This is a genomic window from Streptomyces carpinensis, from assembly GCF_002154505.1.
Taxonomy (GTDB): Bacteria; Actinomycetota; Actinomycetes; order Streptomycetales; family Streptomycetaceae; genus Streptomyces; species Streptomyces carpinensis.
In genome coordinates this window covers 38,536-62,631 of sequence record NZ_MUBM01000170.1, presented here as the reverse complement: position 1 = coordinate 62,631, position 24,096 = coordinate 38,536, and the positions used below count along the sequence as shown (strand labels likewise).

Below are 24,096 nucleotides of genomic sequence, written 5' to 3'. Positions count from 1 at the left end.
ATCCAGTGGGAGTACCTGCCGCAGGAGTTGGGGTTCGGCTCTGGTTCCACCTGCTGGCGGCGGTTGGCCGAATGGCAGGAGGCCGGGGTGTGGGAGGAACTCCAGCGGGTGCTGCTGGACCGGTTACGGGAAGCGGACCGCTTGGACTTCTCCCGTGCCGCTATCGATGCCTCCCATGTGCCGGCCAAGCGGGGGCGAAGCAGCCCAAAAGTCGGTCCGAGCCCGGTTGATCGTGCACGTCCGGGCTCCAAGCACCACGTGCTGACCGACGCGCGGCACCCCACTGCGCGTGTCGCTGACCGGCGGGCACCGCAACGACGTGACCCAACTGCTGCCGCTGGTCGACGCACTGCCACGGGTGCGGGGTAAGCGGGGTCGGCCCCGGCGCAAGCCACGGGTGTTGTACGCCGACCGCGGCTACGACCACGACGTGTACCGCCGCCGCCTGCGCGAACGCGGCATCGTCCCGAGGATCGCCCGGCGCGGAGAACCACATGGCTCGGGCCTGGGCCGCGTCCGGTGGGTTGCCGAGTCCGCCATTGCCTGGCTCCACGGCCCCCGCCGCCTACGAACCCGTTGGGAGACCCGAGACGACATGCACGACGCCTTCCTCCAGCTCGCCCACTGTATGACCCTCGCCCGCAAGAACCCGGCATTCTGAAAGGACCCCTTGGGGGCACCACCTTGCCTATGAGCTCAGCTGCCCGGCGGTGGACGGCCAGTTCCGCCTCCAGTTCGGCGATGAGGTACTGACGGCGCCAGACATAAATCGCGTGCGCTCGCTGATGCCGACGTCGTGAGCAATCTGCCGGATTGGCCGGCCGGCTTCGACGAGATCGAGGGCCTTGCGCCGGAACTCAGCCGGGTAACTGCGGGGCGCAGGAGCCTGCTTGAGTGTCTGGAGCATCATCTGTCCAGCAAGATGACTCCACCAGACCCGGGGCACATCACTCTAGGCCGTGACTGTGACCTGGGGCTTCGAGCTGGGACCGAATGCGCCCGAGGCCACTCGACATCGGGGTACCTGACCATCTAGAATATTTCTTCTAGAATGAAGATTCTAGGGGGCATCACAACACGGGTCAACGAGTTGTTCCGCAACGATCTCCGGCGGTCTCCGCACCGTGGCCCCAGGCCAGGGCATGCCCTGAAGGCGTCAGGCGGATCCGCCCTCCCGTGCGCCGCCCTCGGCCGGCGCCGGGCGCCCCACGGACCACCCCCGCGGGCACATCTCGCTGGCCGCCCGCCGACACAACCACTTCACCGATCCGCCCCGCAGACCAACCGCTACAGTCCGCCGCCCGCCTCTGCCCGCACGGCCCGACGGAACCACGGCCCTCGTGCGAGCCCCTGCCGATGGGAGACCCCAAGGTGTCCGCCCCTGACCTCGACCCCTACCTAGACGTCCAGTACGACGCGCGCGCATCCGTGCCGGACTACGACGTCTACGCCAGGCTCTACCGCAGCCTCAGCGACGAGGCCTACGCGGCCCTGCCCCACAAGGAAGCCGCCTACGGCCCAGGCGCCCGGGAGATCCTCGATGTGTTCCCCCAGCCGCCGCACGCGGACGCCCCGGTGTTCGTCTTCGTGCACGGCGGCTACTGGCGTGCCCTCTCCAAGGAGGAGTCCGCCTTCGTCGCCCCCATGCTCCACCGGGCCGGAGCGGTGGTGGTCTCGGTCGACTACGCCCTAGCCCCCGGGGCCACCCTGCCGCAGATCGTGGACCAGGTACGCCGCGCCGTCGTCTGGACCCACCGCGAGATCGCCGCGTACGGTGGGGATCCAGGCCACGTCGTGATCTGTGGCAGCTCCGCCGGCGGCCACCTGGCCGGCATGGTCCTCGCCGACGGCTGGCACGACCGGTACGGCATCCCCGTCGACGCTGTCACCGGCGGCCTGCTGATCAGCGGGCTCCACGACCTCACCCCCCTCCTCCGCACCCGCGTCAACGGCTGGCTTGACCTCAACCTCTCCTCTGCCCGGGAGAACAGCCCCCTGTTCCACCTCCCAGCGGCCCCGAAAGCCCCGCTGGTGGCCTGTCACGGCGCCCTGGAGTCCGAGGAGTTCATTCGGCAGACCCGCGGGATCGCCGACACCTGGGCGGCCTGCGGCGGACGGGCCCGCTACGCGTCCGTCCCCGACCGCGACCACTTCTCCGTCGCCGTCGACCTGAGCGATCCGGAGAGCACCGTCGGAGCCGCTGCCCTGAACCTGCTCGGTCTCGACTGTGCGGGTGACGGGGCAGTGTCGACCTGAAGGGGTCTGGTCCGTAGTCAGTGGTGACGTCGGGTGTCCGTCAGAGCAGGAGTATGCGGTGGCGGAGGAGGTCGAATCCGGCGCGCCCGTGCATCTGTCTCATGGTCCTCTCGGTGCGGGTGTTGACGCCTTCGTTGCGGCCGTTGTGGTATGGCAAGGTGATTCGGCATCCACGGCGGCCCGGTCGATTTCGAGGCCGTTGGTGAGACTGCACAGGTGGGGCAGGTCGACGGCGCGGGCCGCCGTGATCCACTCGGTGAGTTTCACGTCGTTTCCCCCGGCCCGTTTCGGCAGGGCGGCGAAGCGGCGTACGAGATCGGCGAGTGCGGTCATCTCCGGACAAGCGACGGCGGATGCGTTCGACGACAACATCATGCCTGATGTTGTCGAAGTACCGGCGATGTCACCCTCGACCACCCACTTGTAGCCGTTAAGTGCACAATCTCGGCTACCACGTCCTGCGCTCAGCGTCGCGGCCGGTAGGCATAGCTCGACCGATACTGGTCAGGCTCACCAACTTCCCTAGTAATCCTTAGTGTTCGTGTCGTTTGGGTTGCAGCGGTTCTGCGCTATCCGGGTACCGTTCGGTGAGTCCTTCTTTTCGGCGGGTGGGGTTTTCTTGGGCTGGTTGTGGGGGATGGGCGCCTTCGGGTTTCTGCCTGTGTCCTCCCTGCCGTGCCCCGATACTGGCGGTGGCCGGTGAGACGGAAACTTCTCCTCGCGGAAGGGGAGACTTCCCGCACGGCGTGTGCCCGGGTATTGGTGCGTTCGGCTGTGGAGGAGAAAACCGGCGAGGTCGTCTCTGCTGCTTTGTTGGCGCAGCGTGTCGGTTGGTGTGCCGACCTGGTAGCGGGCATGGTCGGCTCGATCCTCACGGAGCACTGGAACGCAGCCGATGTCGCGCGGTTGGCGTCGGGTGTCGATATGACCGGCCGGCCGCTGCCGTCGAATGCGTGGATGGCGCTCAGACGCCTGGGCTGGAATGCCGCCCCGCCGGAGGGCATCAAGGTCAATGACCGGGTGGTGCGGATGGCGCAGGAGCAGGCCGGCCGGACGCTGCGCTCGGCGCATTGGTGTGCCGACGTCGTGGCCGGAATTGTCACGACGTGGCCGAACAATCCCGACCGGCGTAACCCGCAGGAGTGGGATGCGGTCCGCGGGGCGATCGAGGGCGGTCGTGACCTGCCGGGCAGTGTGATCAAGGGCCGGACGCGTCAGATACTGGCGTTCCTCACAGCTGAGGACCGCCTTCCAGCGGATGTCTTCGAGCTCGAGGGGGTCCCGCGGGTGGCGCGGATGCTGCTGCTCGCCGCCTGTGACGGGCAGCAGGCCACCATCACCCGCGACGAGACGAACCCCCGATCCGTGTTGCTGCGCCTGCAGCTTCCCGCCCGGACGTCGTACCGGGACTGGTCGTGGGTCGCTGTGCCGCTCGCCATCCCGGCGACCGTCCCTGCTGAGGGGGCATTGCACCTGCCCACTCTCCGCATGGGCGGCGGTCGTGTTTACGCGGACCTCGCGTTCACGCATGGCGTGCCGAAAACGGCCCGTGCCGGGCATATGGTCGCGTTGGGTGTGGACTGGGGCTTGAACACGCTGCTGTCCGCGGGCGCGGTCCGGCGCGGCGGCGAGGGGCGGATCCGCGCGCTGGGTGCGGGTGCGCAGTTCCGGGCCGCGGGAGTGCTGGCGAAGCAGCACCGGCTGCGGCGCCTGTCGGAGAAACTGCACACGAAGACCGCCCAGTACGAGCGTCTCAAGGACGGCCGCGAGCGCCTGCAGAGAACCCCGGATGCCGTGCTGGAGGCTCGGAACGCGGTGCTCGCGGAGGAACTCCGCCGCGTGAACGCCCGGCGCTCACACCTCAACGACGCCCTGGCCGTGTCTGCGGCACGGTGGGCGGTGGACCAGGCGATCGCCTCCGGCGCCACCGTGATCTACGTAGAAGACCTGCGGTCGATGGAAGCCAAAGGCATGGGCCGCAGCCTCAACGCCCGCCTGTCCCAGCAGGCCCGAGGGGCGATCGTGCACCACATGCGCCACCTCGCCGCCGAGGCCGGCATCGCCGTCGTGACGGTGCCCGCGGCCAACACCTCCAAGCACTGCCCCAACTGCCTTACGCCGTTGCGCCACTGCACGGCGCCGGACCGTGCCGGCGTGTCCGGCTGGAAGTGGGCCGTGTGCCCCCACCCTGAATGCGGGTGGCAGGGCGATCGCGACCACGGGGCCTGGCAGCGGATCGCAGCCCGAGGCCTCGCGCGCCAAAGCACAACCCGCACCGGCATCAAGACCCGGGACATGGCGATCCCCGCCGTGGTCGACCGGCTCGAAGCCACCGCAGTCATCACCACGGAACCCAAGACTTCCCCGGAGGACCGGTCGAAGACCGGGCCGACCCGGGGTAAGACTCCACGCCCCGCGCCCAGGCGACGCAGGGCACCCTCCCCGGCACGGCCGCCTCACAGCCGTGCCGGCCAGCGTCCGGAGGGAAACGCGCCCACGGGCCGGACCCGACTGCCCCGCGCAGCCGACCGGAACCAGGCCGACAACGACACGATCAGCACAGGGACCCGCCGCAGGCACACGCCCCGCGGCGCAGCACTGGGCGCAGGCTTCCACCCCGGCAGGTCGGTGTGCCGTGGTGGTCGGCCTTCGATCCGGAGTACTCGTGGGCCGCCTGTCCGCTGCGGTGATGGCGGGTGGTCATCAGGCGCCCGCACGAGCCGCTGCCGGTGATCACCTCACACACTGTCAGGCCCTCGCGGGCCGGACGGGCGCCGTCGTGAGTGCAGTTGGCCTTCCCGCCGCCCGGCCCGGACGGCATACAAGGTACGGTGGCGGAAAATCTGCCGGTGCGCCTCAGACCGACTTGGTCTCTCCACCGTCGACTCGGAGGTTCTGTCCCGTCATGTAGGCCGACTCCTCGCCGGCCAGGAAGCGTACGATCCGAGCGGCCTCCGCGGTGCTCTGCGCTCGGCGCAGCGGGATGCCGCTCGTCCACTCGGCCGGGACCACGCTAGGGTCGTCCTTGGTCAGCCCGGTGAGAACGTTGTTCATCCGGATGCCCTGCGGGCCGTACTCGTTGGCGTACAGCTTGGTGAAGGAGGCGAGCGCCGCTCGCATCGTTACTGAGACGGGGAACATCGGGCCGGGTTCGAAGACGCCTGCGGTGGAGATGTTGACGATCGCGCCGCCGCCGGAGGCGACCAGGTGGGGTGTCACGAGGCGGGCCATGCGCACGACGTTCAGCAGGTAGAGGTCGACGCCCTCGGACCATTGCTCGTCCGTGATCTCGAGCACCGGGCCGCGTGCCGCGTGACCGCTGCTGTTGACGACCGCGTCGATCCGGCCGTACTGCGACATCGCGAGGTCGACGCACGCCCGAAGGTCCTTGATGCTGGTGTTCGAGCCGTCCAGCCCAGCACCACCGAGCGATTCGGCCAGGGCTCGGGCCCGACCCGACGGCGACATCGCGACCACCCGGTAGCCGTTCGCGGCGAACTCCCGCACGCACGCGGCGCCGATTCCGGATCCGCCACCGACGACGATCGCGACCTTCTCGGATGCGGGCGTGGGGGTCTCAGGCATGCGTGTACTCCTTCAGGCGGGTGGCGACCAGGTACTCGAGCGCGTCGGCAGCGAGCTCGGCGTACCGGGTGAAGTCGGTGTCGTCGCCGGCGGCCGCGGCCACGCGGAAGCCGTCGGTGAGCGCGCGCCCCATGACGGCCATGTCGTGCGCCAGCTCTGCTGCGACATCCTCCGGTACCTCCGGGTACGAGGCCCGCAGTTGGGAGGTGACGAACTGGAACATCTCCTTGCGGATGGCGAGGTACCGCTGCCGTGCGAGGTTGTCCTCCAGGCGCCGCTCGAACGCGAAGACGAGGCCGATGCTCCAGAACGCAGCGGCCGGCTCGGCCAGGCTGGCGGAGGCTGCCGCCGACTGGCCGATGGTGTGTCGTAGCAGGTCGCGCATGCCACCGACGGACGCGTTGGCCTGCTTCCAGACCTCGAAGCAGTAGTCGAGCAACTCGACGAAGAGTTGCTCCTTGTTCTGGAAGTGCCAGTAGACCGATCCGATCGGCAGACCGGACGCGCGTGCGACATCGGCCATGGTGGTGCCCTCGTACCCGGCCTCGACCGCCCGCGACAGCACGGCCTCGAGAATCGCCTGCTTGGACCCCTCGGAAGCCCGGTGAGCCTTCCGTTTCGCGGCCATCAATCCCCCTCGCTGCTCCGGACTGCAGTTCTACCAAATCTCACATCGACTCTTGACGCCGACCGTGCTCGCCGGTCACTGTAACCCCCAGCCTAGAACCTAGAACCTAGATTCTAGGTTCTCGAGGTGGCCGCGGCCCAGGATGCGGTCCCCCGACTCCGCGGACGGCAATGACGCCGGTCCGCGCGATCCTCGACGCAGAGAGGCCACCCATGAAGGTCACCGACCAAGTCGTCCAAGGGAAGATGAGCGGGCTCCAGATCCGCGCCGTCGTCGTCACGGTCGCCCTTGTCGTGCTCGATGGCTATGACGTCTCGCTGACCTCGTTCGCCGCGCCCTACCTCGAGCAAGGCTTCGGGGTGTCGAAGGCCCAGCTCGGACTCGTCATGTCCGGAGCCCTGATCGGCATGCTCGTCGGCTCGGTCATCGTCGCGCCGCTCGCCGACCGCATCGGCCGACGCAAGATGGGCGTCATCTCCACGGTCACCATCGCCATCGGCATGCTCATCGGCCCGTTCGCCACGCCGGAGACCGGGACCGGCCCCCTCGTCGTCAGCCGCATCATCACCGGCATCGGCCTCGGCTCCCTGGTGGCCGTGGCCGGCGTCATCCTCGCCGAGTACACGGGCAAGCGCGTGTACTCACTGGTGATGGCCGTCTACGCCGCCGCGATCAACATCGGCGGGCTGCTCGGCTCCATGATCGTGGGCCCGATGCTGGGTGCGCACGGCTGGCAGCTGGGCTGGTGGGTCGGATTCGCCCTGAGCGCAATCGCCGCGGCCGCCACCTTCGCCTTCCTCCCCGAATCGCTCGCCTGGCTCTCCGAGGGCCGTCGCACGGACTCACTGCAGCGGCTCAACGCGCTCCTGACGAAGATGCACCGCCCAGCACTCGAAGCGCTCCCGGAGTCGGACTCGACGAGCGTCAAGGCGAAGGGCTCGCTGCGCACCGTGTTCACCGGCCGGACCGGCTTCTTCACGCTGCTGATGATCGTCGGGTACGTCGCGTACATGCTCAGCTTCTACTTCATGACGAACTGGGCGCCGAGCACCGTCGCGGACGCCCACCACAACCCGGCGCTCGCCTCGCAGCTCGTCACCTCCTTCAGCGTCGGCGGCATCCTCGGCAACGTGCTCTTCGGCTACCTCGGCGGCAAGTTCAACGTCCGCTTCCTCACCCCGATCTTCCTGGTCCTGGCCACCGCCTCCCTGTCGCTGTTCGGCATCGCCGGCCCGGGGATGCCGACCGCCTGGTGGACCCTGTTCCTGGCGTCGTTCTTCGTCTGCGCGGGCACCGCCGCCTTCTACGCGATCGTCCCGACGCTGTATCCGACGCTGGCCCGCTCGACCGGTTTCGGTGTCGTCATCGGCGCCGGCCGATTCGGCGGCATCGCGGCGCCGATCGTCGGCGGCGCGGCCTTCGACGCGGGCATGGGGATGGGGGCGGCCTTCACCGTCTTCGCGTTGCCCATGCTCGTCGCCGGCGTCTGCGTCCTGGCCCTGCACCTGGGCCTTCGCCGCTCCGACGCACCGGATGCCGCTCAGCCCGTGCTCGCCGGTACGTCCGCGTAGCAGCCGTTCACCACTCCACGAAATCCGCAGCTTTCGAGAAAGAGAGCCACTCCATGACGCTGGCCGTCGCAGCACTCTCCCATGCGCCGTCCTTCGGCAATGTCGACCCGGGCGGGGAGACATTCGCCGAGATCAATGCCGCCATCGACGAGGTCAAGGGGTTCGTCGCCGAGTACGACCCCGACCTGGTCGTGGTGTTCGGGCCCGACCACTTCAACGGCCAGCTCTACTCTCTGATCACCCCGTGGGTGATCGGTGCGGTCGCCGAGGGCATCGGCGACTACGGCACCACCGCAGGGCCGCTCCCCGTCGACGGCGACGCCGCCCGGGCCTTCCACACGGCGGTGCTGGGTGAGGGCATCGACATCGGGCGCAGCGAGCGGATGAAGGTCGACCACGGCGTGGTCCAGCCGCTCGACTTCGTGTTCGGGAAGGGCTTCACTCAGCCGATCGTGCCGGTGTTCGTGAACTCGATCGGCCTGCCGCTCTCCCCCATGCAGCGAGTGCGCCTGATGGGCGAGGCGTTCGGCCGGGCCGCCCAGGCCATGGACAAGAAGGTGCTGTTCCTCGCCTCGGGAGGCATCTCCCACAGCCCGCCGATTCCGCGCTGGGACGGTGCCCCCGGCACCGTGCACGAGCGCCTGGTCGCGTACGCGCCCTCACCCGAGGAGCGGCACGAGCGTGAGCAGATGATCGTCAAGGGCATCCAGGCGATCGCCGACGGCAAGGCGCCGAGCGACCCGCTGAACGAGGAGTGGGACACGCTCGTACTCGATGTGCTCCGCTCCGGCGACCTGAGCCCGGTCGACGGCTGGGAGAACGGCTGGTTCATGGCGGAGGGCGGCTCGGCCGCGCACGAGATGCGCAGCTGGATCGCCGCCTACGCGGCGCTGTCGACCGCCGGCCCCTACCGCTTCGCCGTCGACCGCTACTGGGCGGTCGAGAAGTGGGGCGCCGGCTTCGCGATCCAGGCGGCGGTGACCGCATGAGCCAGGCGGAGAAGACTCACTTCGCGACCTTGTGGGAAGAGATCGCGGACCTGGAGCACACGCTGCGGTACGTGGACGCGGGCGGCTACCGCACCCGGGTGCTCGACATCGCCGGAGCAGCCCCCGACGCGCAGACGGTCGTGCTCGCCAGCGGCACGAGCGGCCACATCGAGGCGTGGACGCAGAACGTCCGCGCGTTCGTGAAAGCCGGTTTCCGGGTGGTCGGCTACGACTACCCGGGCCACGGATACACCTCGCTGTCCGACCATCCGCTCGAGATCCGCGACTACGAGGAGCACCTGCTCGCCCTGCTCGACGCACTGGCGCTGGAGCGCGTGCACCTCGCCGGTGAGTCGCTCGGCGGCTGGCTCGCGCTGAAGTTCGCACCGAAGCACCCCGACCGCCTGCGCACGGTCATCCTGTCCGCACCGGGCGGGCGGGTGGTCGGGGAGCCGCAGCTGGACAGGACCCAGTCGGTGAGCGCCCAGGCGGTGAGCGAGCCGACCTTCGACAACGTGAAGAAGCGCCTGCAGGTCGTGATCCACGATCCGCAGAACATCACCGACGAGCTCGTACGCGTCCGCCAGGCGATCTACGCCCGCGACGGGTTCAGCATGGCGTACGTGTCCGCCCTGCGTGAGCCGGAGCGGCGCTGGCGCAACCGGGTCACGGACGACGACTTCGCGACGGTCCCGGTCCCGGCCCTGATGGTGTGGACCGACAACGAGCCGACCGGCGACGAGGCCGAGGGCGAGCGCCTGTGCGGACTGATCCCGGACGGCGAGTACCTGCTCGTCCGCGGCGCCGCGCACTGGCCGCAGTGGGAGGGAGCCGCGGAGTTCAACGCCGCGGCGGTCGCCTTCCTCAAGAAGCATGCCTGACGGGCTTCCTGAAGAAGCATGCCTGACGAAAGGACCGGAGTGAGCGTCACTCAGGAGACCATCACCCAGATCGCGCGCGAGCTGTTCGAAGCGAAGCGCGGCGTGTACACCGTGCCGTACGTGAGCCCCCGGCTCCCCGAGCGCGATCTAGACGCGGCCTACGCGATCTCCGCCGAGTTCGCCGCCCTCCGCGAGCGCGAGCTGGGCGTGAAGCTGGTGGGCCGCAAGGTCGGCCTGACCAACCCCCTCGTGCAGCAGCGCGTGGGGATCGACGAGCCCGACTACGGCATCATCCACGACGACATGGTGCACGCCTCGGGAACGCTCCTTCCGCTGTCCAGGTACAACCGCCTGCTGATCGAGGCCGAGGTCGCGTTCGTGCTGAAGAGCGACATCCTCGAGGCCAGCCGCGAGGCCGTCGAGGCCGCGATCGACTACGTGACCCCCGCGTTCGAGGTCGTCGACTTCCGCTACGACGGTTCGGTCGGGCAGATCGTCGACACCATCGCCGACAACGCCGGCTGCAGCGGCGTCGTCCTCGGCGAGGAGCAGCACCCGTACGGCGAGGTCGACCTGACCAAGGTGGAGATGGTCATCACGGGCGGCGACACCGAGATCACCCGAGGCGTCGGCAGCAACGTGCTGGAGGACCCGGTCAACGCGGTGATCTGGCTGGCCGAGACCGCGATCCGCACCGGCGAGCCGCTGCGCGCCGGCGAGGTGCTGCTGTCCGGGTCCATCGGCTACATCGAGCCGTGGCCCGCCGACGTCGAGTGCGTCGCCACCATCACCGGACTCGGTCGCGTCGTCGCGACCGCGGATTCGAAAGGCTGAACATGAGCGACTACCGCCCCGTCGACGCCATCACCCGCGTCGAGATCGAGCAGCTCATCGCCGAGATGCTCTACCGCCTCGACCACAACCAGGCGGACACCACCTGGGAGCTGTACACCGAGGACGGCGTCTCGGTCGGCCCGATGGGTGGCATGGACCGCGAGGCCATGAAGGCCTGGGGTGCCAAGCGCGCCAAGCAGACCGACATCGTCGGCCGTCACTTCATCGGCGGGATCCGCCTCGTATGGGACGGCGAGGAGGTCGAAGGAACGGTGCAGTACCTGACGTTCCGCGACACCAACGAGCCGCAGACGCAGCCCGCTTCCGTCGGCGAGTTCCGCGAGCGGTACCGGAAGGTCGACGGGCAATGGCGGTTCGCCCGCCGCGAGATCGTGCCGGTCTTCGGCGGCAAGGCGGCCGTGGCGCACGCCGCGCGGCTGGCCGGGCGGGAAGGGTCGGCGCAGTGAAGCAGGCAGCGCCCGGCGGCACCAACCCCGTCCTGTACCACCAGTCGGTCCCCTCGTTCTCGATGCCCGAGTGGGCAGCGGCAGCCGGCTACGACGGGGTGGTCCTCGACCTCCAGCACGGCGAGCTGGGGCTCGAGGCGGCATGCGGGATCCTGCGCTCGATTCCGCGGGACAACGCCTACGCGTACGCGCGCGTGGGCTCGCTGGATCCCGCCCCCATCCTGCGGCTGCTCGACAGCGGGGCCCGCGGCATCGTCGCGCCCACCGTCGAGTCCCGGTCCCAGACCGAGGCTCTGGTCGCCGCCACCAAGTACCCGCCGGTCGGGAACCGCAGCCTGGGTCCGTCCAGGCCGGCGCTGTACCCCGGCGACTCGTACACCGAGGCCGGCAACCGCGCGGTGTGCGCCATCGCCCAGATCGAGACGAAGGCCGGCGTCGACCGTGCCGAAGAGATCGTCTCGACCCCGGGCCTGGACTCCGTCTACATCGGGCCGGCCGACCTGGCCGTCTCGTACGGTCTGCCCGGACGCGGCGACTGGGAGGACGGCCCCGTGCGCGAGGCGATCGCGTACCTGCGCGAGGTGACGACCGCGCACGGCGTCACCCTCGGTATCTACTCCGGCCGGCCGGAGTACGCAGCCGGCCTGTTCGCCGACGGCCTTGTCGACTACGTGGGCCTCGGCATCGATCTCGTCCTGCTGAACCGCGCGTTCGGCGACACCATCGCCGGGCTGAACTCGGCACGATCCACTGGGAGCAATTCATGACCACCGCTTGCGACGTCCTCGTCGTCGGTGCGGGCCCCGTCGGCCTGACCCTGGCCAACCTGCTCGGGCAGCAGGGCGTCGACGTCCTGGTCGTCGAGCGGGAGCACGAGCTCATCGACTACCCGCGGGCCGTGGGCATCGATGACGAGGCACTGCGCGCGATGCAGACCGCGGGCCTGGTCGGCGAGGTGCTTCCCCACACCATCCCCGACCAGAAGATCTACATGGTCAACGGGGACCGCATGATCCTCTCCGAAGTGAACCCGACGACGCGCGAGTTCGGCTGGCCGCGCCGCAACGGCTTCGTGCAGCCGCTGGTCGACCAGGTGCTGCTCGCCGGCCTGGACCGCTTCCCGAACGCCACCGCGCGTTTCGGCGCCGAGGTCACCGACCTGGCCGAGGACGAGAACGGCGTGGTCGCCACCCTCGCCAACGGCGAGACGGTGCGCGCACTGTACGTCGTCGCCGCCGAGGGCGGGGCCTCGCCCACACGCAAGCGCCTGGGCATCTCGTTCGAGGGCGAGACCCGGCCGACCGACGGCATCGTGATCGACGTCGCCAACGACCCGATCGGCACGCCGCACGCCGTTTTCGGTGGGGATCCGGCCCGCAGTTACGCCTCCATCGCGCTGCCGCACGGCATCCGGCGCTGGGAGTTCACGCTCTTCGAGGACGAGACCGAGGCCGACGTCGACAACGACGAGTACATCTTCGGCCTGCTGGCACCCCACGTGCCGGACCCGTCCAAACTCGACATCATCCGGCGGCGCGTCTACCGGCACCACGCCCGCATCGCCGGGCAGTTCCGGCACGGGCGGATCTTCCTCGCCGGCGACGCCGCCCATGTCATGCCGGTCGTCGGCGGCCAGGGCTGGAACTCCGGGATCCGCGACGCCTTCAACCTCGGCTGGAAGCTGGCCGCCGTCGTCAAGGGCCTGGCGGCCGAAGGTCTGCTGGACACGTACGAGACCGAACGCCGGGGCCACGTCACGCAGATGGTGGCCGTCTCCCTCGGGATGGCGAAGGAGATGACCGACCACGATCCGGTCAAGGCCGCCGAGCGCGACCGGATCGCCGCCAACCGCACCCCCGAGGAGCGGGAGGCCCAGAAGCGGCAGGCATTCAAGCCCCAGCCGAAGTTCGAACAGGGCGTCGTGGTCCACACACCGCTGCCGACGTTCAAGTCGGTACCCGACCGCGACGTGCCGCGTCTCGCCGGCTCGATCTTCCCGCAGCCGCAAGCCACCGACGCGGACGGCATCGAGATGCTGCTCGACGAGGCCACCGGGCAGGGCTGGCGGATCCTCACCTGGAACAACGACCCGAGGGCCTTCCTGTCGGCGGAGCGGCTCGCCGTGCTCGATCGCCTCGGCGCCCGCCTCGTGCAGGTAGTGCCGAAGGTGCAGTTGCCGTGGGCGCGCAAGCAGGCCACGGCCGGCGTCACCGTCGTCGGCGACCTCGGCGGCGAGTGGGGCCTGCAGGCCTGGTTCGACGCACGCCCGGTCGGCGCCGTCATCATCCGCCCCGACCATGTGATCGCCGCCGAGTGCCTCGCCCAAGAACTCGACGACGTCGTTGCCCGCGTCCTCGGGGCCGCCCGCGTCGCGTGATCCCGGCATGTCCCCGAGAAACCCCGAACACGACGGAGGGCTGATGACCGACCCGAGCGAGGCCGCCCAGATCGACGATGTGTACTGGCGCGACGAGTACACGCACATCACAGAGGACGACGCCTTCCTCGAAGGCATCGTCGCAGAGGCCGACCTGCCGTCGCTACTCACGGCACTGGCGGCGCTGACCGGAGATCACACGCTGATTCCGGCGGAGCTGCGCCCCCCGCTTCCTCCCGTCGACACCACCCCGCCTGCCCACGGCGGCATGAGCGGGGCCGCGCAGGCGCATGCGCGTGAGCTCGCGCTGTCCGCGCTCAAGCGCGTCCGCGACGAGGGGCTCACCTGGCCCCGTCTGCTGGAGCCGGAGGAAGCACGCACCATCGTCGACTTCATCACGGGCGGGGCCAGTGCCGAGGACGCGGCACTGATGATGCACGAGCTCGACCTGGTCACGCAGCGGCCGGGAGCACCGACCTGGCACATCGACGAGGTCGCACCCGACCGCGACTTCGAGGTCGCGGTCATCGGCACCGGGATGAGCGGCATCGCGGCGATGTACCGCCTCAAGCAGGCGGGTATACGGTTCGTCGCGTTCGAGAAGCACCCCGAGGTCGGCGGCACCTGGTGGGCCAACACCTACCCCGGCGTACGTCTCGACACCCCGACCTTCGGCTACAGCTTCTCCTTCGCGCAGCGGGCCGACTGGCCCGACGCGTACGCCGAGGGCGCGGAGATCGAGGCGTACGCCCTCGAGATCGTCGATCGCGCCAAGCTGCGCGAGCACATCGAGTTCAGCACCGAGGTCGTCTCGATGACCTGGGACGAAGCATCGGCCACCTGGGCGGTCGTCGTACGGCGCGACGGCGTCGAGCAGTACCGGCGGTTCCACGCCGTCGTCGCCGCGACCGGGCAGCTGGAGAAGCCGAACATTCCGGAGATCCCCGGACAGGACGACTTCGGCGGCGTGCAGATGCACTCCGCGCGGTGGGACCACGACGTGGACCTGACCGGGAAGCGCGTCGCGGTGGTCGGCACCGGCGCCAGCGCTTACCAGATCGTCCCGAGCATCATCGACCGCGTCGCCCACCTCGATGTATTCCAGCGGTCCGGACCGTGGACGGTTCCCGCCCCGAACTACCACGACCCGACACCGCCGGCCCTGGCCTGGCTCAGCGAGCACGTCCCGCACTACGGGCAGTGGTACCGCTTCCAGGCGTTCTGGGGTGCGCGCACGGGACGGCTGCACACCGTCGAGGTCGATCCGGAGTGGGACCGCACCGACTCGGTCTCGGCGACCAACCTGCGGGTGCGTGAGGCACTCACCGCGATCATGCGCGAGCAGTGGGCGGACCGTCCCGACATGCTCGATGTCGTCGTGCCCGCGTATCCCCCCGGCGGCAAGCGGATGCTCCGCGACAACGGCGTGTGGGCGCGCGCCCTGCATCGGGAGCACGCCGAGCTCGTCACCTCACCGATCGAGCGGTTCACGTCCGACGGCATCGTCACCGCCGACGGCGAGCAGCACCCGGTCGACGCCGTGATCTACGCGACCGGGTTCAAGGCGTCCGACTACCTCGACCCGATCGTGGTCACCGGGCCGTCCGGGCTGACACTCAAGGAGCACTGGAACGGTGATGCGACGGCCTGGGCCGGTATCTCCGTGCCCGGCTTCCCGAATCTCTTCCTCGTCCAGGGACCCAACACGAACTACGTGGTGCACGGCCAGTTCCACTTCATGATCGAGTGCGGGGTCGAGTTCACCACCGAGGCGATCCACCAGATGCTGCGCCGCGGGGCGACGTCGCTCGAGGTCAAGCAGGAGACCCTGGACCGCTTCCTCGCCTGGATCGACCAGGGCAATGCCGAGCGTGCATGGGGGCAGCCGCAGGTACGCACCTGGTACAAGAACTCCCGCGGCCGGGTCTCGCAGGTATGGCCGTACAGCCATCTCGAGTACTGGAAGCTGACACGGGGCGCCGACTTCGACACCGACTTCACGCTCCGCCCACGACCGGAGGCGAAGCCGTGACCGCGCGGCGTGACGTGCTCGTGGTGGGTGCCGGTCCGATCGGGCTCGTCGCCGCTCTCCTGCTCGCCGATGCGGGGGTGCGTACGACGCTCGTGGAGAAGGAGAGCGAGCCGGGCGACCTGCCGCGCGCGATCAGCCTGCAGGACGAGTCGTTCCGCACCCTTGAGCAGCTCGGTGTGGCCGACGCGCTGAAGGCCGAGTCCCTGCTCGACACCGGCAGTCGCTACTTCGGGCTCGGGGGCCGCCTCCTGCTCGAGGCGAGGCCGGTCGCGTCGCGGCTGGGGCATCCCGCCAAGACCCAGTTCGACCAGCCGATCCTGGAGCGGCTGCTGTGGGAGCGAGCAGTCGCGCACGAGGGGCTCGAGTTCCTGCGCGACGCCGAGGCGACCGTGATCACGCAGGACAGCGACGGGATCGGCGTGACCGTGACGATCGGAGAGAAGACGCAGACTCTGACCGCCGACTGGCTGATCGGCGCCGACGGCGGACGCAGCTTCACCCGCCGGGCGGTCGGGATCGATCTGGCCGGTACCACCCAACCGCAGCGGTGGATCGTCGTCGATCTGCACAACGAGCCGTGCGCGCGGGACCCGTTCGCCGAATTCCACGGCGACGGGGAGCGGCCGTACGTGCTCGTGCCCGGCGTCAAGGGACGCCTGCGGATCGAGTTCATGCTCTTCGACGACGAGGACCCCGACGAGATGACGACGCCGGAGCGGATCCGCGCGCTGGTCGTGCCGCGCTTCCGGGCCGAGCTGACGCCGGATGACGTGCGCCGCGCGGTCGTGTACATCGCGCACCAGCGTGTCGCGCGGACATACCGTGCGGGGCGCACGTTCCTCGTCGGTGACGCCGCGCACCTGATGCCGCCGTTCGCGGGCCAGGGCCTGAACGCCGGTATCCGCGACGCGACCAACCTCACCTGGAAGCTGATCGAGGCGATCACCGGCGGCGCGACCGAGCGGCTGCTGGACTCGTACGAGGTCGAGCGCCGCACCCACGGAGCCGCGATGGTGACGGTCTCGCGCCGCATCGGCGCAGTCGTCATGGCGACCCACCCGGTGGTCACTCGCGTACGCGACACCGTAGTCCGCACGGTCAGCCTGATCCCCCGCGTACGCGAATTCCTCGCCAACATGCGCTTCATCGCACCACCCGACTACACCGCAGGGGTCGCCGTCGCAGCCCACGGCGTCACCCTCGACACCGTGACCGTCGGCCGCGCCCTGAGCCAACCGGTCGTACGCGACGCTACCGGTGCCGAACGCGGACTCGACGCCCACCTCGGGCGCGGGTGGGCGCTGCTGCAGATCGGAGGTCCGCCCGACGCGGCGGTCGATGCGTACTGGGACGCAATCGACGCGAACCGGCTGTGCGTCCGCGCACCGGGCGGCGAGCCGATCGACGGCATGGTCACCGAGACCACCGCGGTGCTCACCTCCGGCGCCGGCACCCTTCCGGTCTTCGTCGCGGTACGTCCCGACCGCTACGTCGCGGCGGTATTCGACTCCGCCGGCGAGCAACGCGTCGTCGAGCGCCTCCGCGCCTTCATCGACGACCGCTCCCGGCGGACTGATCCATACCCCGCAATCCCGCACTCCCGCACACCACTGAACAGGAACAACTGATGAGCAAGTTCGTCAGCTACTACCGCGCCGACCACAGCATCGCCTGGGGGCGTCTCGACGCCGAGACCGTCTATGACGCGGCCCCGACAGCACCTTCACTCGCTGAGGCCATCGCAGCCGGCGCCCTCGATTCCTTGGCGCACTACACCGATCGCCCAGTGGCGCTCAGTGATGTGCGGCTCGCTCCGGTCATCCCGGAGCCCGGCAAGATCATCTGCATCGGGGTAAACTACCGCACCCACCAGGAGGAGATCGGCAAGGCGGCTCCTCAGGCCCCGGTCGTCTTCGCCCGCTACGCCGACAGCCAGATGGGCCATGGCGAGGACGCCCTCAAGCCCGCGGACTCCGCGCAGTTCGACTACGAGGGCGAGGTGGCTCTGGTCATCTCCAAGCCCGCGCATCAGGTCTCCAAGGCCGAGGCCTACGACCACGTCGCCGGCTATGCCGTGTACAACGACTTCTCGGTGCGCGATTGGCAGCGTGCCGCCAGTCAGTGGCTGCCCGGCAAGACCTGGCCGGGGACCGGTGGCTTCGGTCCTTGCCTGGTGACAGCCGACGAGGTCGGCGATGTCACCGAACTCGAGTTGACCACCCGGGTCAACGGTGAGGTACGCCAGCGCGGCCAAGTCGCCGACCTGATCAACGACATTCCGTCGATCATCGAGTACGTCACCGCGTTCACGCCGCTCTCCCCCGGCGACGTCATCGTCACCGGCACGCCGGGCGGTGTCGGGCTCTTCATGGAGCCGCCGGGATTCATCGTCGACGGTGACGTCGTCGAAGTCGAAGTCAGCAAACTCGGGACGCTTCGCAATACCGTCCGCGACGTCTCCCGACCTGCGTAGGGCGGTAGCCCCAGGCAGAGGGTGGCAGCCCCAGGCATCAGAGCGGCTACCACTCCATTCCTGTAGGTGCGACACAGACGATCAGCCACGGCATCCTCCCGGCAGAAGAGACTCCCTCTCCACCGCACGGTACGGCGGCGTTCCGCCGGTCGGTGCCCGTCGATGTACGCCTGGTTGCGCTGCCGCGCCTCGGCCACCTTCTCCTCGCCGCCGGCCTCCGCGACAAGTTCGTCGCGGAGGCCGCTCCACGTCCGGACGCCCGTCATCGCTGCCGGGTCAACTATGCCGTCTCGCGCGTCAACATCGTCCCGCCAAGCCAGGCCATCGCCCGGGAGTCAAGCAAACTGCTCGCCGCGACTGGCCTGCACGGCTGATCGACCTACGCTCGTCCGGCCGTCAGGCGGCCGCCGAAGCAGACCGCCGCCCGGGCCCTGGTCCGTGCCGGACTCCAGGTGGCCCGGTGCACGGTCGAGCGGCTGATACGCAAGCTCGGCATCGAGGGCGTCATCCGCGGGCAACGCCGCCGCACCACGGTCCCGGAGCCAGCCGCCCCACGGCCTCCGAACCTGGTCAGCCGACGGTTCACCGCCGAGCGACCGAACCAGCTGTGGCTTGCCGACCTGACCTATATCCGTGCCTGGTCGGGTTGGGTCTACGTCGCTTTCGTCCTGGACGCTTGCTCCCGTCGGATCGTGGCCGACTACACCGTCCGTGGCACGGGCGCGGCCGGACACTTCACCGACGCGCTATGCATCGCCAACGCGCTGGGCGCGCACAGCCGACTCCTGGGGGCGCTGTTCGCCGTCGTGCTCCTGGACGCCTCGATCACCGGCGCCGCCGCGGTCACCCTGGCCACCAACTACCCTTTCGGCGACATGTTTAACCTGCGCCACTCCCTGCACCGCAGCTTCGGCAAGGCCAAGGCGTTCTAACGCCACCTACACCGGGATGGTCGCACTCGCCGCAGCGATCGTGCTGATCCCCCGTGCGCCCCTGGGACTGATCACCACCGCCGTGCAGGCCCTGGCCGGGCTGCTGCTGCCCTCCGCCAGCGTCTTCCTGCTCCTGCTGTGTAACGACCGGGCAGTCCTGGGTCCCTGGGTCAATCCACGCTGGCTCAACACCCTGGCCGCCGTCATCATCGCCGTGCTCCTCACGCTGTCCGGCTCGGCGGCGTCTTGGTCGTGGGGCTTCTCGCCGCCGCAGCATGGCTGCGCATCATCCGCGCCCGCCGACCACCGGCCACGCCTCGGCCCCCAGAAGCCCCTCGCGCCGAACGCGAGAGCTGGCGCACGGTGATGACCGCAGGGTTGTCCGGGTCGTCGTCCAGGACTGTGAAGCCGAGGTCGCCGATGGCACCCAGCTCGACGGCCCGCACGCTCGCCCTGAGCTTGTTGCAGCGGGTCGTGGTGATCTCCGAGGAGCGTCCCGGGCGGGCCGCGGACGGGTACAGCAGTCGCCCTTAGTCGTCGGTGAGCGCGAGGAAGAGCAGGCCGTGGGCCTTGTGTCTCCCGTGTGCCCCGGCAGCAGCGCACCGCGGCTGCGCTCGTGCGAGCTGCGCCGGTCGGCGGTCCTTGTTACGGTCCTGTAGGGGGTGCCATCCACGGTGCTGGATGCTTCTCCACGGCAAGGAGGGCCACCCCATGTGCGGGATCTCCGGTTGGGTGTCCTATCAGCGCGATCTGCGGTCCGAACGCCCCACCGCCGAAGCCATGAACGCCACGATGGCCTGCCGCGGACCGGACGCGCAGGGCCTGTGGCTCGACACGCACGCCGTTCTGGGCCATCGCCGGCTCGCCATCATCGACCTGCCCGGCGGCGTCCAGCCAATGAGCGAGCACACACCGGACGGCGACGTCGTACTGGTGTATTCGGGAGAGGCCTACAACTACACCGAGTTGCGTGACGAGCTACGCCGCCTCGGCCACTCCTTCCGCACCGACAGCGACACCGAAGTCGTGCTGCACGGCTACCTGGAGTGGGACGCCGACCTCCCCGAACACCTCAACGGCATGTTCGCCTTCGCCCTCTGGGACGGACGAACCGACCGGCTGCTCCTGATCCGTGACCGCATGGGTATCAAGCCTCTGTACTACTACGCCACCGACGACGGCATCCTGTTCGGCTCCGAGCCCAAAGCCATCCTGGCCAGCCCCTTCGTATCCCGCACCGTCGACCTCGACGGCCTGCGTGAACTGTTCTCCATGGCCAAAACCCCCGGCCACGCCATCTGGGCGGGAATGCGGGAAGTGGAGCCCGGCACCGTGGTGACCGTCGAGCGCGCGGGCCTGCACACCCGCACGTACTGGCAGCTCAGCGCCGCCGAACACACCGACAGCCAGCAGGACACTATTGTGCGGGTACGCGAGCTCCTGGAGGACATTGTCCGCCGCCAGCTGGTCTCCGACGTGCCGCGGTGCGTCCTGCTCTCGGGCGGCTTGGACTCCAGCGCCATCACCGCACTGGCAGCCCAGCAACTCCGGGGTAAGGAAACCGTGCGCAGCTTCGCCGTCGACTTCGTCGGCCAGAGCGAGAACTTCATCCCCGACGACCTGCGTGCGACGCCGGACACGCCGTACGTCCACGACGTCGTCCGGCACACGGGCACCGACCACGAGGACATCGTCCTCGACCCCGAGGGTCTTGCGGATCCGACCGTCCGCGCCGCCGCCGTACGCGCCCGGGACCTCCCCCTGGGCCTGGGCGACCTGGACCAGTCACTGCTGCTGCTGTTCAGGGCGATCCGCAAGCACTCCACGGTGGCCCTGTCCGGGGAGTCCGCCGACGAGGTCTTCGGCGGCTACGCATGGTTCCACGACCCCGCCGCGCGGGACGCCGGCACCTTCCCCTGGCTGGCAGCGCTGGAACGCCTTCATGGCCGCGGTGGCAGTTCGCTGCTCCATCCCGAGCTGCAGGAACGACTGGACCTGCCCGGTTACATCGCCCAGCGGTACGCGCAGGCCATGGCCCAGGTACCTCACCTGGACGGCGAGAAGGACCCCCTGGAACGCCGGATGCGGGAAGTGTGCTACCTCCACCTCACCCGCTTCGTGCGCATGCTCCTGGACCGCAAGGACCGCCTCAGCATGGCCACCGGTCTGGAGGTCCGCGTCCCGTTCTGCGACCACCGCCTGGTCGAGTACGTCTTCAACACCCCGTGGTCGATGAAGACCTTCGACGGCCGCGAGAAAAGCCTCCTGAGGGCAGCCACCTCGGAACTCCTGCCGCGGTCCGTCGCGGAGCGGGTCAAAAGCCCCTACCCCTCCACCCAGGACCCCGCCTACGTGACGAAACTGCAGACCCAGGTCCGCGAACTGCTGTCGGCGGACAACAGCCCCGCCCTCGACCTCCTCGACCGCACCCGGCTGCGGCAGATCACCACCGCCGCACCCGGAGACATCACCACCGGCGAGCGCAACGGCCTCGAACGCACCCTCGACCTCGCCGTCTGGGCCGACCTCGAAGACCCCACACTTACCCTCTGAGACCGGTGGATGTCCTTCTCCAGCCGTGCTGTGGACGACCCGCTATATAGGCGCCGCGGTCACCGCGCTGCGGGCGCTGCCCGCCGATCAGCGCGAACACGACATTCTGGGCGAGGACGTGGCCGGGTTGTCTCGGCTGAAGCACGGGAACCTCAACTGCCCGGGCCGGTACGGCTTCCGCGTCGGCGTCCCCGTAGGCGGGTGGCTGCGGCCGCTGCGCGACCCGGCTGCCACCGACGTCGACGGGGACGGGGCGGCAGCGGCTGAGCCCTCGGCAGGCGTACGGGTCGACAGCGTGTACTCCAGGTTGGTGAAAGTGGCCCGCGGCTGGAAGCGGCCCCGCCGCCGCTGCCGCGTTCTACGCAATGATGATCAACAGTTAGTGACCTTGCTGAGGGAGAACAGCGGGTTCGGTGGATGAAGCGCAGGACGCGGCGGCCACGTCCGCCGACGACGACCCCACGACCGCACGGGCGAAGACCGTCCTGGCCAAGGCCCTGGGGTGCGACGTCGACGCCCCGCGATCCGAGACCGACCTGACGTCTCTCCTCCCCTTCGCCGCGTTGGCGCGAGAACCGAGGCCCTAGCTGTATTGACCCGCAGCATTGTTCACGCGGGTGATCGGTGGCTGGCCGCCGAGTGCGGTGTGGCAGCGGTGGTGGTTGTAGGTGTGCAGAAGTCTGCCAGGACTGCGATGCGTTCGTCGTTGCTGGCGTAGGTTCACTGTATCCACTGGGCGAGGCGTGGTCGGCGAAGTGGACGGCGACTTCCTCTGAGCAGCAGGGCTGACCTGCAGTGCGGCAGGCGCCAACGACCGCAGACCCGCTGAGAAGCTGGCCTGCTGGAGGTGCTCAGGTGCTGCGCAAGCCACCGGCGTCATTGCACACTCCTTCGCACAGCAGGAACGGGCCCATTGCGCGGTCCCGACCACGACGGCCAGCACTCCCACCACAGGCCCGACCACTGCAGGCCAGCGCGCTGCGCAGCCCGGCGGCCGGAAATGCGCAGCCATCCCGACAACAGCGGACCCGGCAGGCATGCGCAATCCGGTACTCGTTGCGCCCCGTCCAGAGACTGCGCAGCACCCGGCATCGCTGTGCATCGGCATGCAGCGGCCTGGTCGACCGGCCCTGGGGGATTGCGCGGTTGCGCAGCCACGGAGGGCTTTGCGCAGCCCGGTCCTCTACGGGAAGGGGGCTCCGCAACGGCTGCCTTGGTCATGCTGTCGTCTCTGGGGGCGAGCGCGGAGTCGCTGGCGGCCGGCGGTCTTAAGTCCGGCATCTCTGCAAGGCACCGCCTAGTTGCCATGGAGCAGGGGCCGGGGATGATGGAAGGCGTGGTTCCGGGGCCGGCAAGTACGTGGCAGGCTCATAGGAGGCGCCGTGAGAAGGAAGATTCTGAGCATCGCAGCAGCGGGTGTCACCACGGTTCTCATGACACTCGGCGCGTGTTCCAACAACACCCATCCCGCGCAGACAACCCCCACCCACACCTCACCGCCAGTGACAACGCCCAAGACGCCTTCAGGGTCGATGCCCACCTACCCGGGGGCCACCGTGACCAGCAACGTCAGCGGGACGACGATGCTGCATTCCGGTGACACGGTCAGCAAGGTGGGGGCGTTCTATGTGGACACTCTGGCCCGAGAAGGCTGGAAGACGGTCTCCAAGCATCAAGGTGAATTCAGTACCAACATTGTCGCCAAGCGAGGCAGAGAAGGAGTAACTGTCCAGGTCAGTCCAACCGGATCAGGCACCTCAATAACCATTTCGAAGTACCCCGTGGGCTGAGGAGCACTACCCGATCCATGCAGGGGCTGAACGGCGCGGGCCCCAAGGCCTGGTGGCCTGCCGGCCGCATGCCCCGCACCGACCCCACTCGACGCCGAGCACCAGCAGCTTCGAACACCCCCGTGCCCCACGACCCCACGCACCGACAGCGTCACTCCGATCTCCGCGATGGGCACCACCCACCCTTCCCCCCGGCTCTTGTCCGTCATGGACGCCACCGGCCCCGCCGGAATCGAGACCCGCGGATCCCGCGCCGGCCGGCTTCCAGTCACGCTCGTGGTCGGAACTGGGATTGGGACCGAGGGATCCTCACGGAGGAGCTCGGTAAGGGCAGGAGCGCGCGAGCGAGTAGGCCGTTCGGGTGACACCTCGTCCTGCGGATGCACACTCGGGTGCATGAGGTGATCCTGAGGCTGCGTCCCCTCTGGCCCGGGTGCCCCATCCGAGGGGGTACCCGGGCTTTCCCTGGCGCGCAGAATGCGGAAAGGAGCCGCTCATGCAGCGCCGAATCGCACATAGTCTCGCCTCAGGTCTCGCGGCAGCCATGCTGGCCACAGGAGCGGGAGTGGCAGCCGCAGGCAGCGCGTCCGCAGCGCCGTCGTCAACCGTCCGCGTGACGTCTACGCACATGGCACAGACCACGAAGAAGTGCCACAAGGTCAAGGGCTACTGGCGGACGATCAAGTCCCACGGCAAGACCAAGCGCGTCTGGGTCAAGCCGCACACCG

General features: G+C 69.2%; 20 protein-coding genes and 3 pseudogenes. 20 read left to right on the top strand and 3 right to left on the bottom strand.

What is annotated here, in order from left to right:
* Both BZY54_RS22920 and BZY54_RS22910 read left to right on the top strand, forming a co-directional pair.
* Nucleotides 1–661: pseudogene (locus BZY54_RS22920) on the top strand (IS5 family transposase); the annotation flags it as partial.
* 695 nt (nucleotides 662–1,356) lie between these two features.
* Nucleotides 1,357–2,256 (top strand): alpha/beta hydrolase, encoded by a 900-nt coding sequence (locus tag BZY54_RS22910; protein ID WP_086727209.1) that lies wholly within the window; start codon nucleotides 1,357–1,359, stop codon nucleotides 2,254–2,256.
* Between the two features lie 40 nt (nucleotides 2,257–2,296).
* On the opposite strand, the pseudogene BZY54_RS22905 reads toward BZY54_RS22910, so the two are convergent.
* Nucleotides 2,297–2,601: pseudogene (locus BZY54_RS22905) on the bottom strand (transposase); the annotation flags it as partial.
* A 429-nt stretch (nucleotides 2,602–3,030) separates the two neighbouring features.
* On the opposite strand from BZY54_RS22905, the gene BZY54_RS22900 reads away from it, so the two are divergent.
* Nucleotides 3,031–4,989 carry a zinc ribbon domain-containing protein gene (locus tag BZY54_RS22900; protein ID WP_244217290.1) on the top strand — a complete coding sequence of 653 codons (1,959 nt, stop codon included), beginning with the start codon at nucleotides 3,031–3,033 and terminating at the stop codon, nucleotides 4,987–4,989.
* Nucleotides 4,990–5,112: 123 nt separating this feature from the next.
* Here the strand turns inward: BZY54_RS22900 and BZY54_RS22895 are convergent, their stop codons facing one another.
* Complete coding sequence (locus BZY54_RS22895; RefSeq protein WP_086727208.1) at nucleotides 5,113–5,841, bottom strand: SDR family oxidoreductase; 729 nt, start codon at nucleotides 5,839–5,841, stop codon at nucleotides 5,113–5,115.
* On the bottom strand, nucleotides 5,834–6,469 hold the full coding sequence (locus BZY54_RS22890; protein WP_086727207.1) for a TetR/AcrR family transcriptional regulator: 636 nt from the start codon (nucleotides 6,467–6,469) through the stop codon (nucleotides 5,834–5,836). The genes BZY54_RS22895 and BZY54_RS22890 overlap by 8 nt, the downstream gene beginning before the upstream one ends.
* Nucleotides 6,470–6,681: 212 nt before the next feature.
* Here BZY54_RS22890 and BZY54_RS22885 point away from each other — a divergent pair, with 212 nt between their 5' ends.
* The 17 genes and pseudogenes from BZY54_RS22885 (at nucleotide 6,682) to BZY54_RS50330 (ending at nucleotide 23,368) form a co-directional block, all read left to right on the top strand.
* Nucleotides 6,682–8,040 carry an MFS transporter gene (locus BZY54_RS22885; RefSeq protein ID WP_086727213.1) on the top strand — a complete coding sequence of 453 codons (1,359 nt, stop codon included), beginning with the start codon at nucleotides 6,682–6,684 and terminating at the stop codon, nucleotides 8,038–8,040.
* Between the two features lie 53 nt (nucleotides 8,041–8,093).
* Complete coding sequence (locus BZY54_RS22880; protein WP_086727206.1) at nucleotides 8,094–9,029, top strand: 3-carboxyethylcatechol 2,3-dioxygenase; 936 nt, start codon at nucleotides 8,094–8,096, stop codon at nucleotides 9,027–9,029.
* Complete coding sequence (locus BZY54_RS22875; protein ID WP_086727205.1) at nucleotides 9,026–9,910, top strand: alpha/beta fold hydrolase; 885 nt, start codon at nucleotides 9,026–9,028, stop codon at nucleotides 9,908–9,910. The genes BZY54_RS22880 and BZY54_RS22875 overlap by 4 nt, the downstream gene beginning before the upstream one ends.
* 39 nt (nucleotides 9,911–9,949) lie before the next feature.
* A complete protein-coding gene (locus BZY54_RS22870) occupies nucleotides 9,950–10,744 on the top strand; it encodes a 2-keto-4-pentenoate hydratase (protein ID WP_086727204.1) in 795 nt (264 codons plus the stop codon).
* Between the two features lie 2 nt (nucleotides 10,745–10,746).
* Complete coding sequence (locus tag BZY54_RS22865) at nucleotides 10,747–11,211, top strand: nuclear transport factor 2 family protein (RefSeq protein WP_086727203.1); 465 nt, start codon at nucleotides 10,747–10,749, stop codon at nucleotides 11,209–11,211.
* Nucleotides 11,208–11,978, top strand: coding sequence for an HpcH/HpaI aldolase family protein (locus BZY54_RS22860; protein WP_086727202.1), 771 nt, complete (start codon nucleotides 11,208–11,210; stop codon nucleotides 11,976–11,978). The genes BZY54_RS22865 and BZY54_RS22860 overlap by 4 nt, the downstream gene beginning before the upstream one ends.
* On the top strand, nucleotides 11,975–13,588 hold the full coding sequence (mhpA, locus tag BZY54_RS22855) for a bifunctional 3-(3-hydroxy-phenyl)propionate/3-hydroxycinnamic acid hydroxylase MhpA (RefSeq protein WP_086727201.1): 1,614 nt from the start codon (nucleotides 11,975–11,977) through the stop codon (nucleotides 13,586–13,588). The genes BZY54_RS22860 and mhpA overlap by 4 nt, the downstream gene beginning before the upstream one ends.
* Before the next feature lie 43 nt (nucleotides 13,589–13,631).
* Nucleotides 13,632–15,620, top strand: coding sequence for a flavin-containing monooxygenase (locus BZY54_RS22850; protein ID WP_086727200.1), 1,989 nt, complete (start codon nucleotides 13,632–13,634; stop codon nucleotides 15,618–15,620).
* Nucleotides 15,617–17,248: an FAD-dependent monooxygenase gene (locus tag BZY54_RS22845; protein WP_158103902.1), complete on the top strand. Its 1,632-nt coding sequence runs from the start codon at nucleotides 15,617–15,619 to the stop codon at nucleotides 17,246–17,248. Before BZY54_RS22850 ends, BZY54_RS22845 begins: the two co-directional genes overlap by 4 nt.
* The gene (locus BZY54_RS22840; protein ID WP_086727198.1) at nucleotides 17,248–18,093 is read left to right on the top strand and encodes a fumarylacetoacetate hydrolase family protein; all 846 of its coding nucleotides are present in this window, start codon (nucleotides 17,248–17,250) and stop codon (nucleotides 18,091–18,093) included. Before BZY54_RS22845 ends, BZY54_RS22840 begins: the two co-directional genes overlap by 1 nt.
* Nucleotides 18,094–18,245: 152 nt before the next feature.
* Nucleotides 18,246–18,467, top strand: coding sequence for a hypothetical protein (locus BZY54_RS55110; protein WP_341868701.1), 222 nt, complete (start codon nucleotides 18,246–18,248; stop codon nucleotides 18,465–18,467).
* Between the two features lie 51 nt (nucleotides 18,468–18,518).
* Nucleotides 18,519–18,788 (top strand): annotated as a pseudogene (locus BZY54_RS53445) (DDE-type integrase/transposase/recombinase); the annotation flags it as partial.
* Between the two features lie 253 nt (nucleotides 18,789–19,041).
* Nucleotides 19,042–19,392 carry a hypothetical protein gene (locus BZY54_RS55505; RefSeq protein WP_425276302.1) on the top strand — a complete coding sequence of 117 codons (351 nt, stop codon included), beginning with the start codon at nucleotides 19,042–19,044 and terminating at the stop codon, nucleotides 19,390–19,392.
* Between the two features lie 344 nt (nucleotides 19,393–19,736).
* Entirely contained in the window at nucleotides 19,737–21,578 is a 1,842-nt protein-coding gene (gene asnB, locus BZY54_RS22825) for an asparagine synthase (glutamine-hydrolyzing) (RefSeq protein ID WP_086727197.1), read from the top strand.
* Nucleotides 21,579–21,603: 25 nt separating this feature from the next.
* Nucleotides 21,604–21,999, top strand: a complete 396-nt coding sequence (locus tag BZY54_RS22820) for a hypothetical protein (protein ID WP_086727196.1) — start codon at nucleotides 21,604–21,606, stop codon at nucleotides 21,997–21,999.
* A complete protein-coding gene (locus BZY54_RS50990) occupies nucleotides 21,992–22,165 on the top strand; it encodes a hypothetical protein (protein ID WP_158103901.1) in 174 nt (57 codons plus the stop codon). The genes BZY54_RS22820 and BZY54_RS50990 overlap by 8 nt, the downstream gene beginning before the upstream one ends.
* Before the next feature lie 795 nt (nucleotides 22,166–22,960).
* Complete coding sequence (locus BZY54_RS50330) at nucleotides 22,961–23,368, top strand: hypothetical protein (RefSeq protein ID WP_143668100.1); 408 nt, start codon at nucleotides 22,961–22,963, stop codon at nucleotides 23,366–23,368.
* Nucleotides 23,369–24,096 lie beyond the last annotated feature (728 nt).

Coding starts and splice junctions, on each gene's coding strand:
- BZY54_RS22910 (WP_086727209.1), top strand. CDS start 1,357: ATGGGAGACCCCAAGGTGTCCGCCCCTGACCTCGACCCCTACCTAGAC.
- BZY54_RS22895 (WP_086727208.1), bottom strand. CDS start 5,841: ATGCCTGAGACCCCCACGCCCGCATCCGAGAAGGTCGCGATCGTCGTC.
- BZY54_RS22890 (WP_086727207.1), bottom strand. CDS start 6,469: ATGGCCGCGAAACGGAAGGCTCACCGGGCTTCCGAGGGGTCCAAGCAG.
- BZY54_RS22885 (WP_086727213.1), top strand. CDS start 6,682: ATGAAGGTCACCGACCAAGTCGTCCAAGGGAAGATGAGCGGGCTCCAG.
- BZY54_RS22880 (WP_086727206.1), top strand. CDS start 8,094: ATGACGCTGGCCGTCGCAGCACTCTCCCATGCGCCGTCCTTCGGCAAT.
- BZY54_RS22875 (WP_086727205.1), top strand. CDS start 9,026: ATGAGCCAGGCGGAGAAGACTCACTTCGCGACCTTGTGGGAAGAGATC.
- BZY54_RS22865 (WP_086727203.1), top strand. CDS start 10,747: ATGAGCGACTACCGCCCCGTCGACGCCATCACCCGCGTCGAGATCGAG.
- mhpA (WP_086727201.1), top strand. CDS start 11,975: ATGACCACCGCTTGCGACGTCCTCGTCGTCGGTGCGGGCCCCGTCGGC.
- BZY54_RS22850 (WP_086727200.1), top strand. CDS start 13,632: ATGACCGACCCGAGCGAGGCCGCCCAGATCGACGATGTGTACTGGCGC.
- BZY54_RS22840 (WP_086727198.1), top strand. CDS start 17,248: ATGAGCAAGTTCGTCAGCTACTACCGCGCCGACCACAGCATCGCCTGG.
- BZY54_RS55505 (WP_425276302.1), top strand. CDS start 19,042: ATGGTCGCACTCGCCGCAGCGATCGTGCTGATCCCCCGTGCGCCCCTG.
- asnB (WP_086727197.1), top strand. CDS start 19,737: ATGTGCGGGATCTCCGGTTGGGTGTCCTATCAGCGCGATCTGCGGTCC.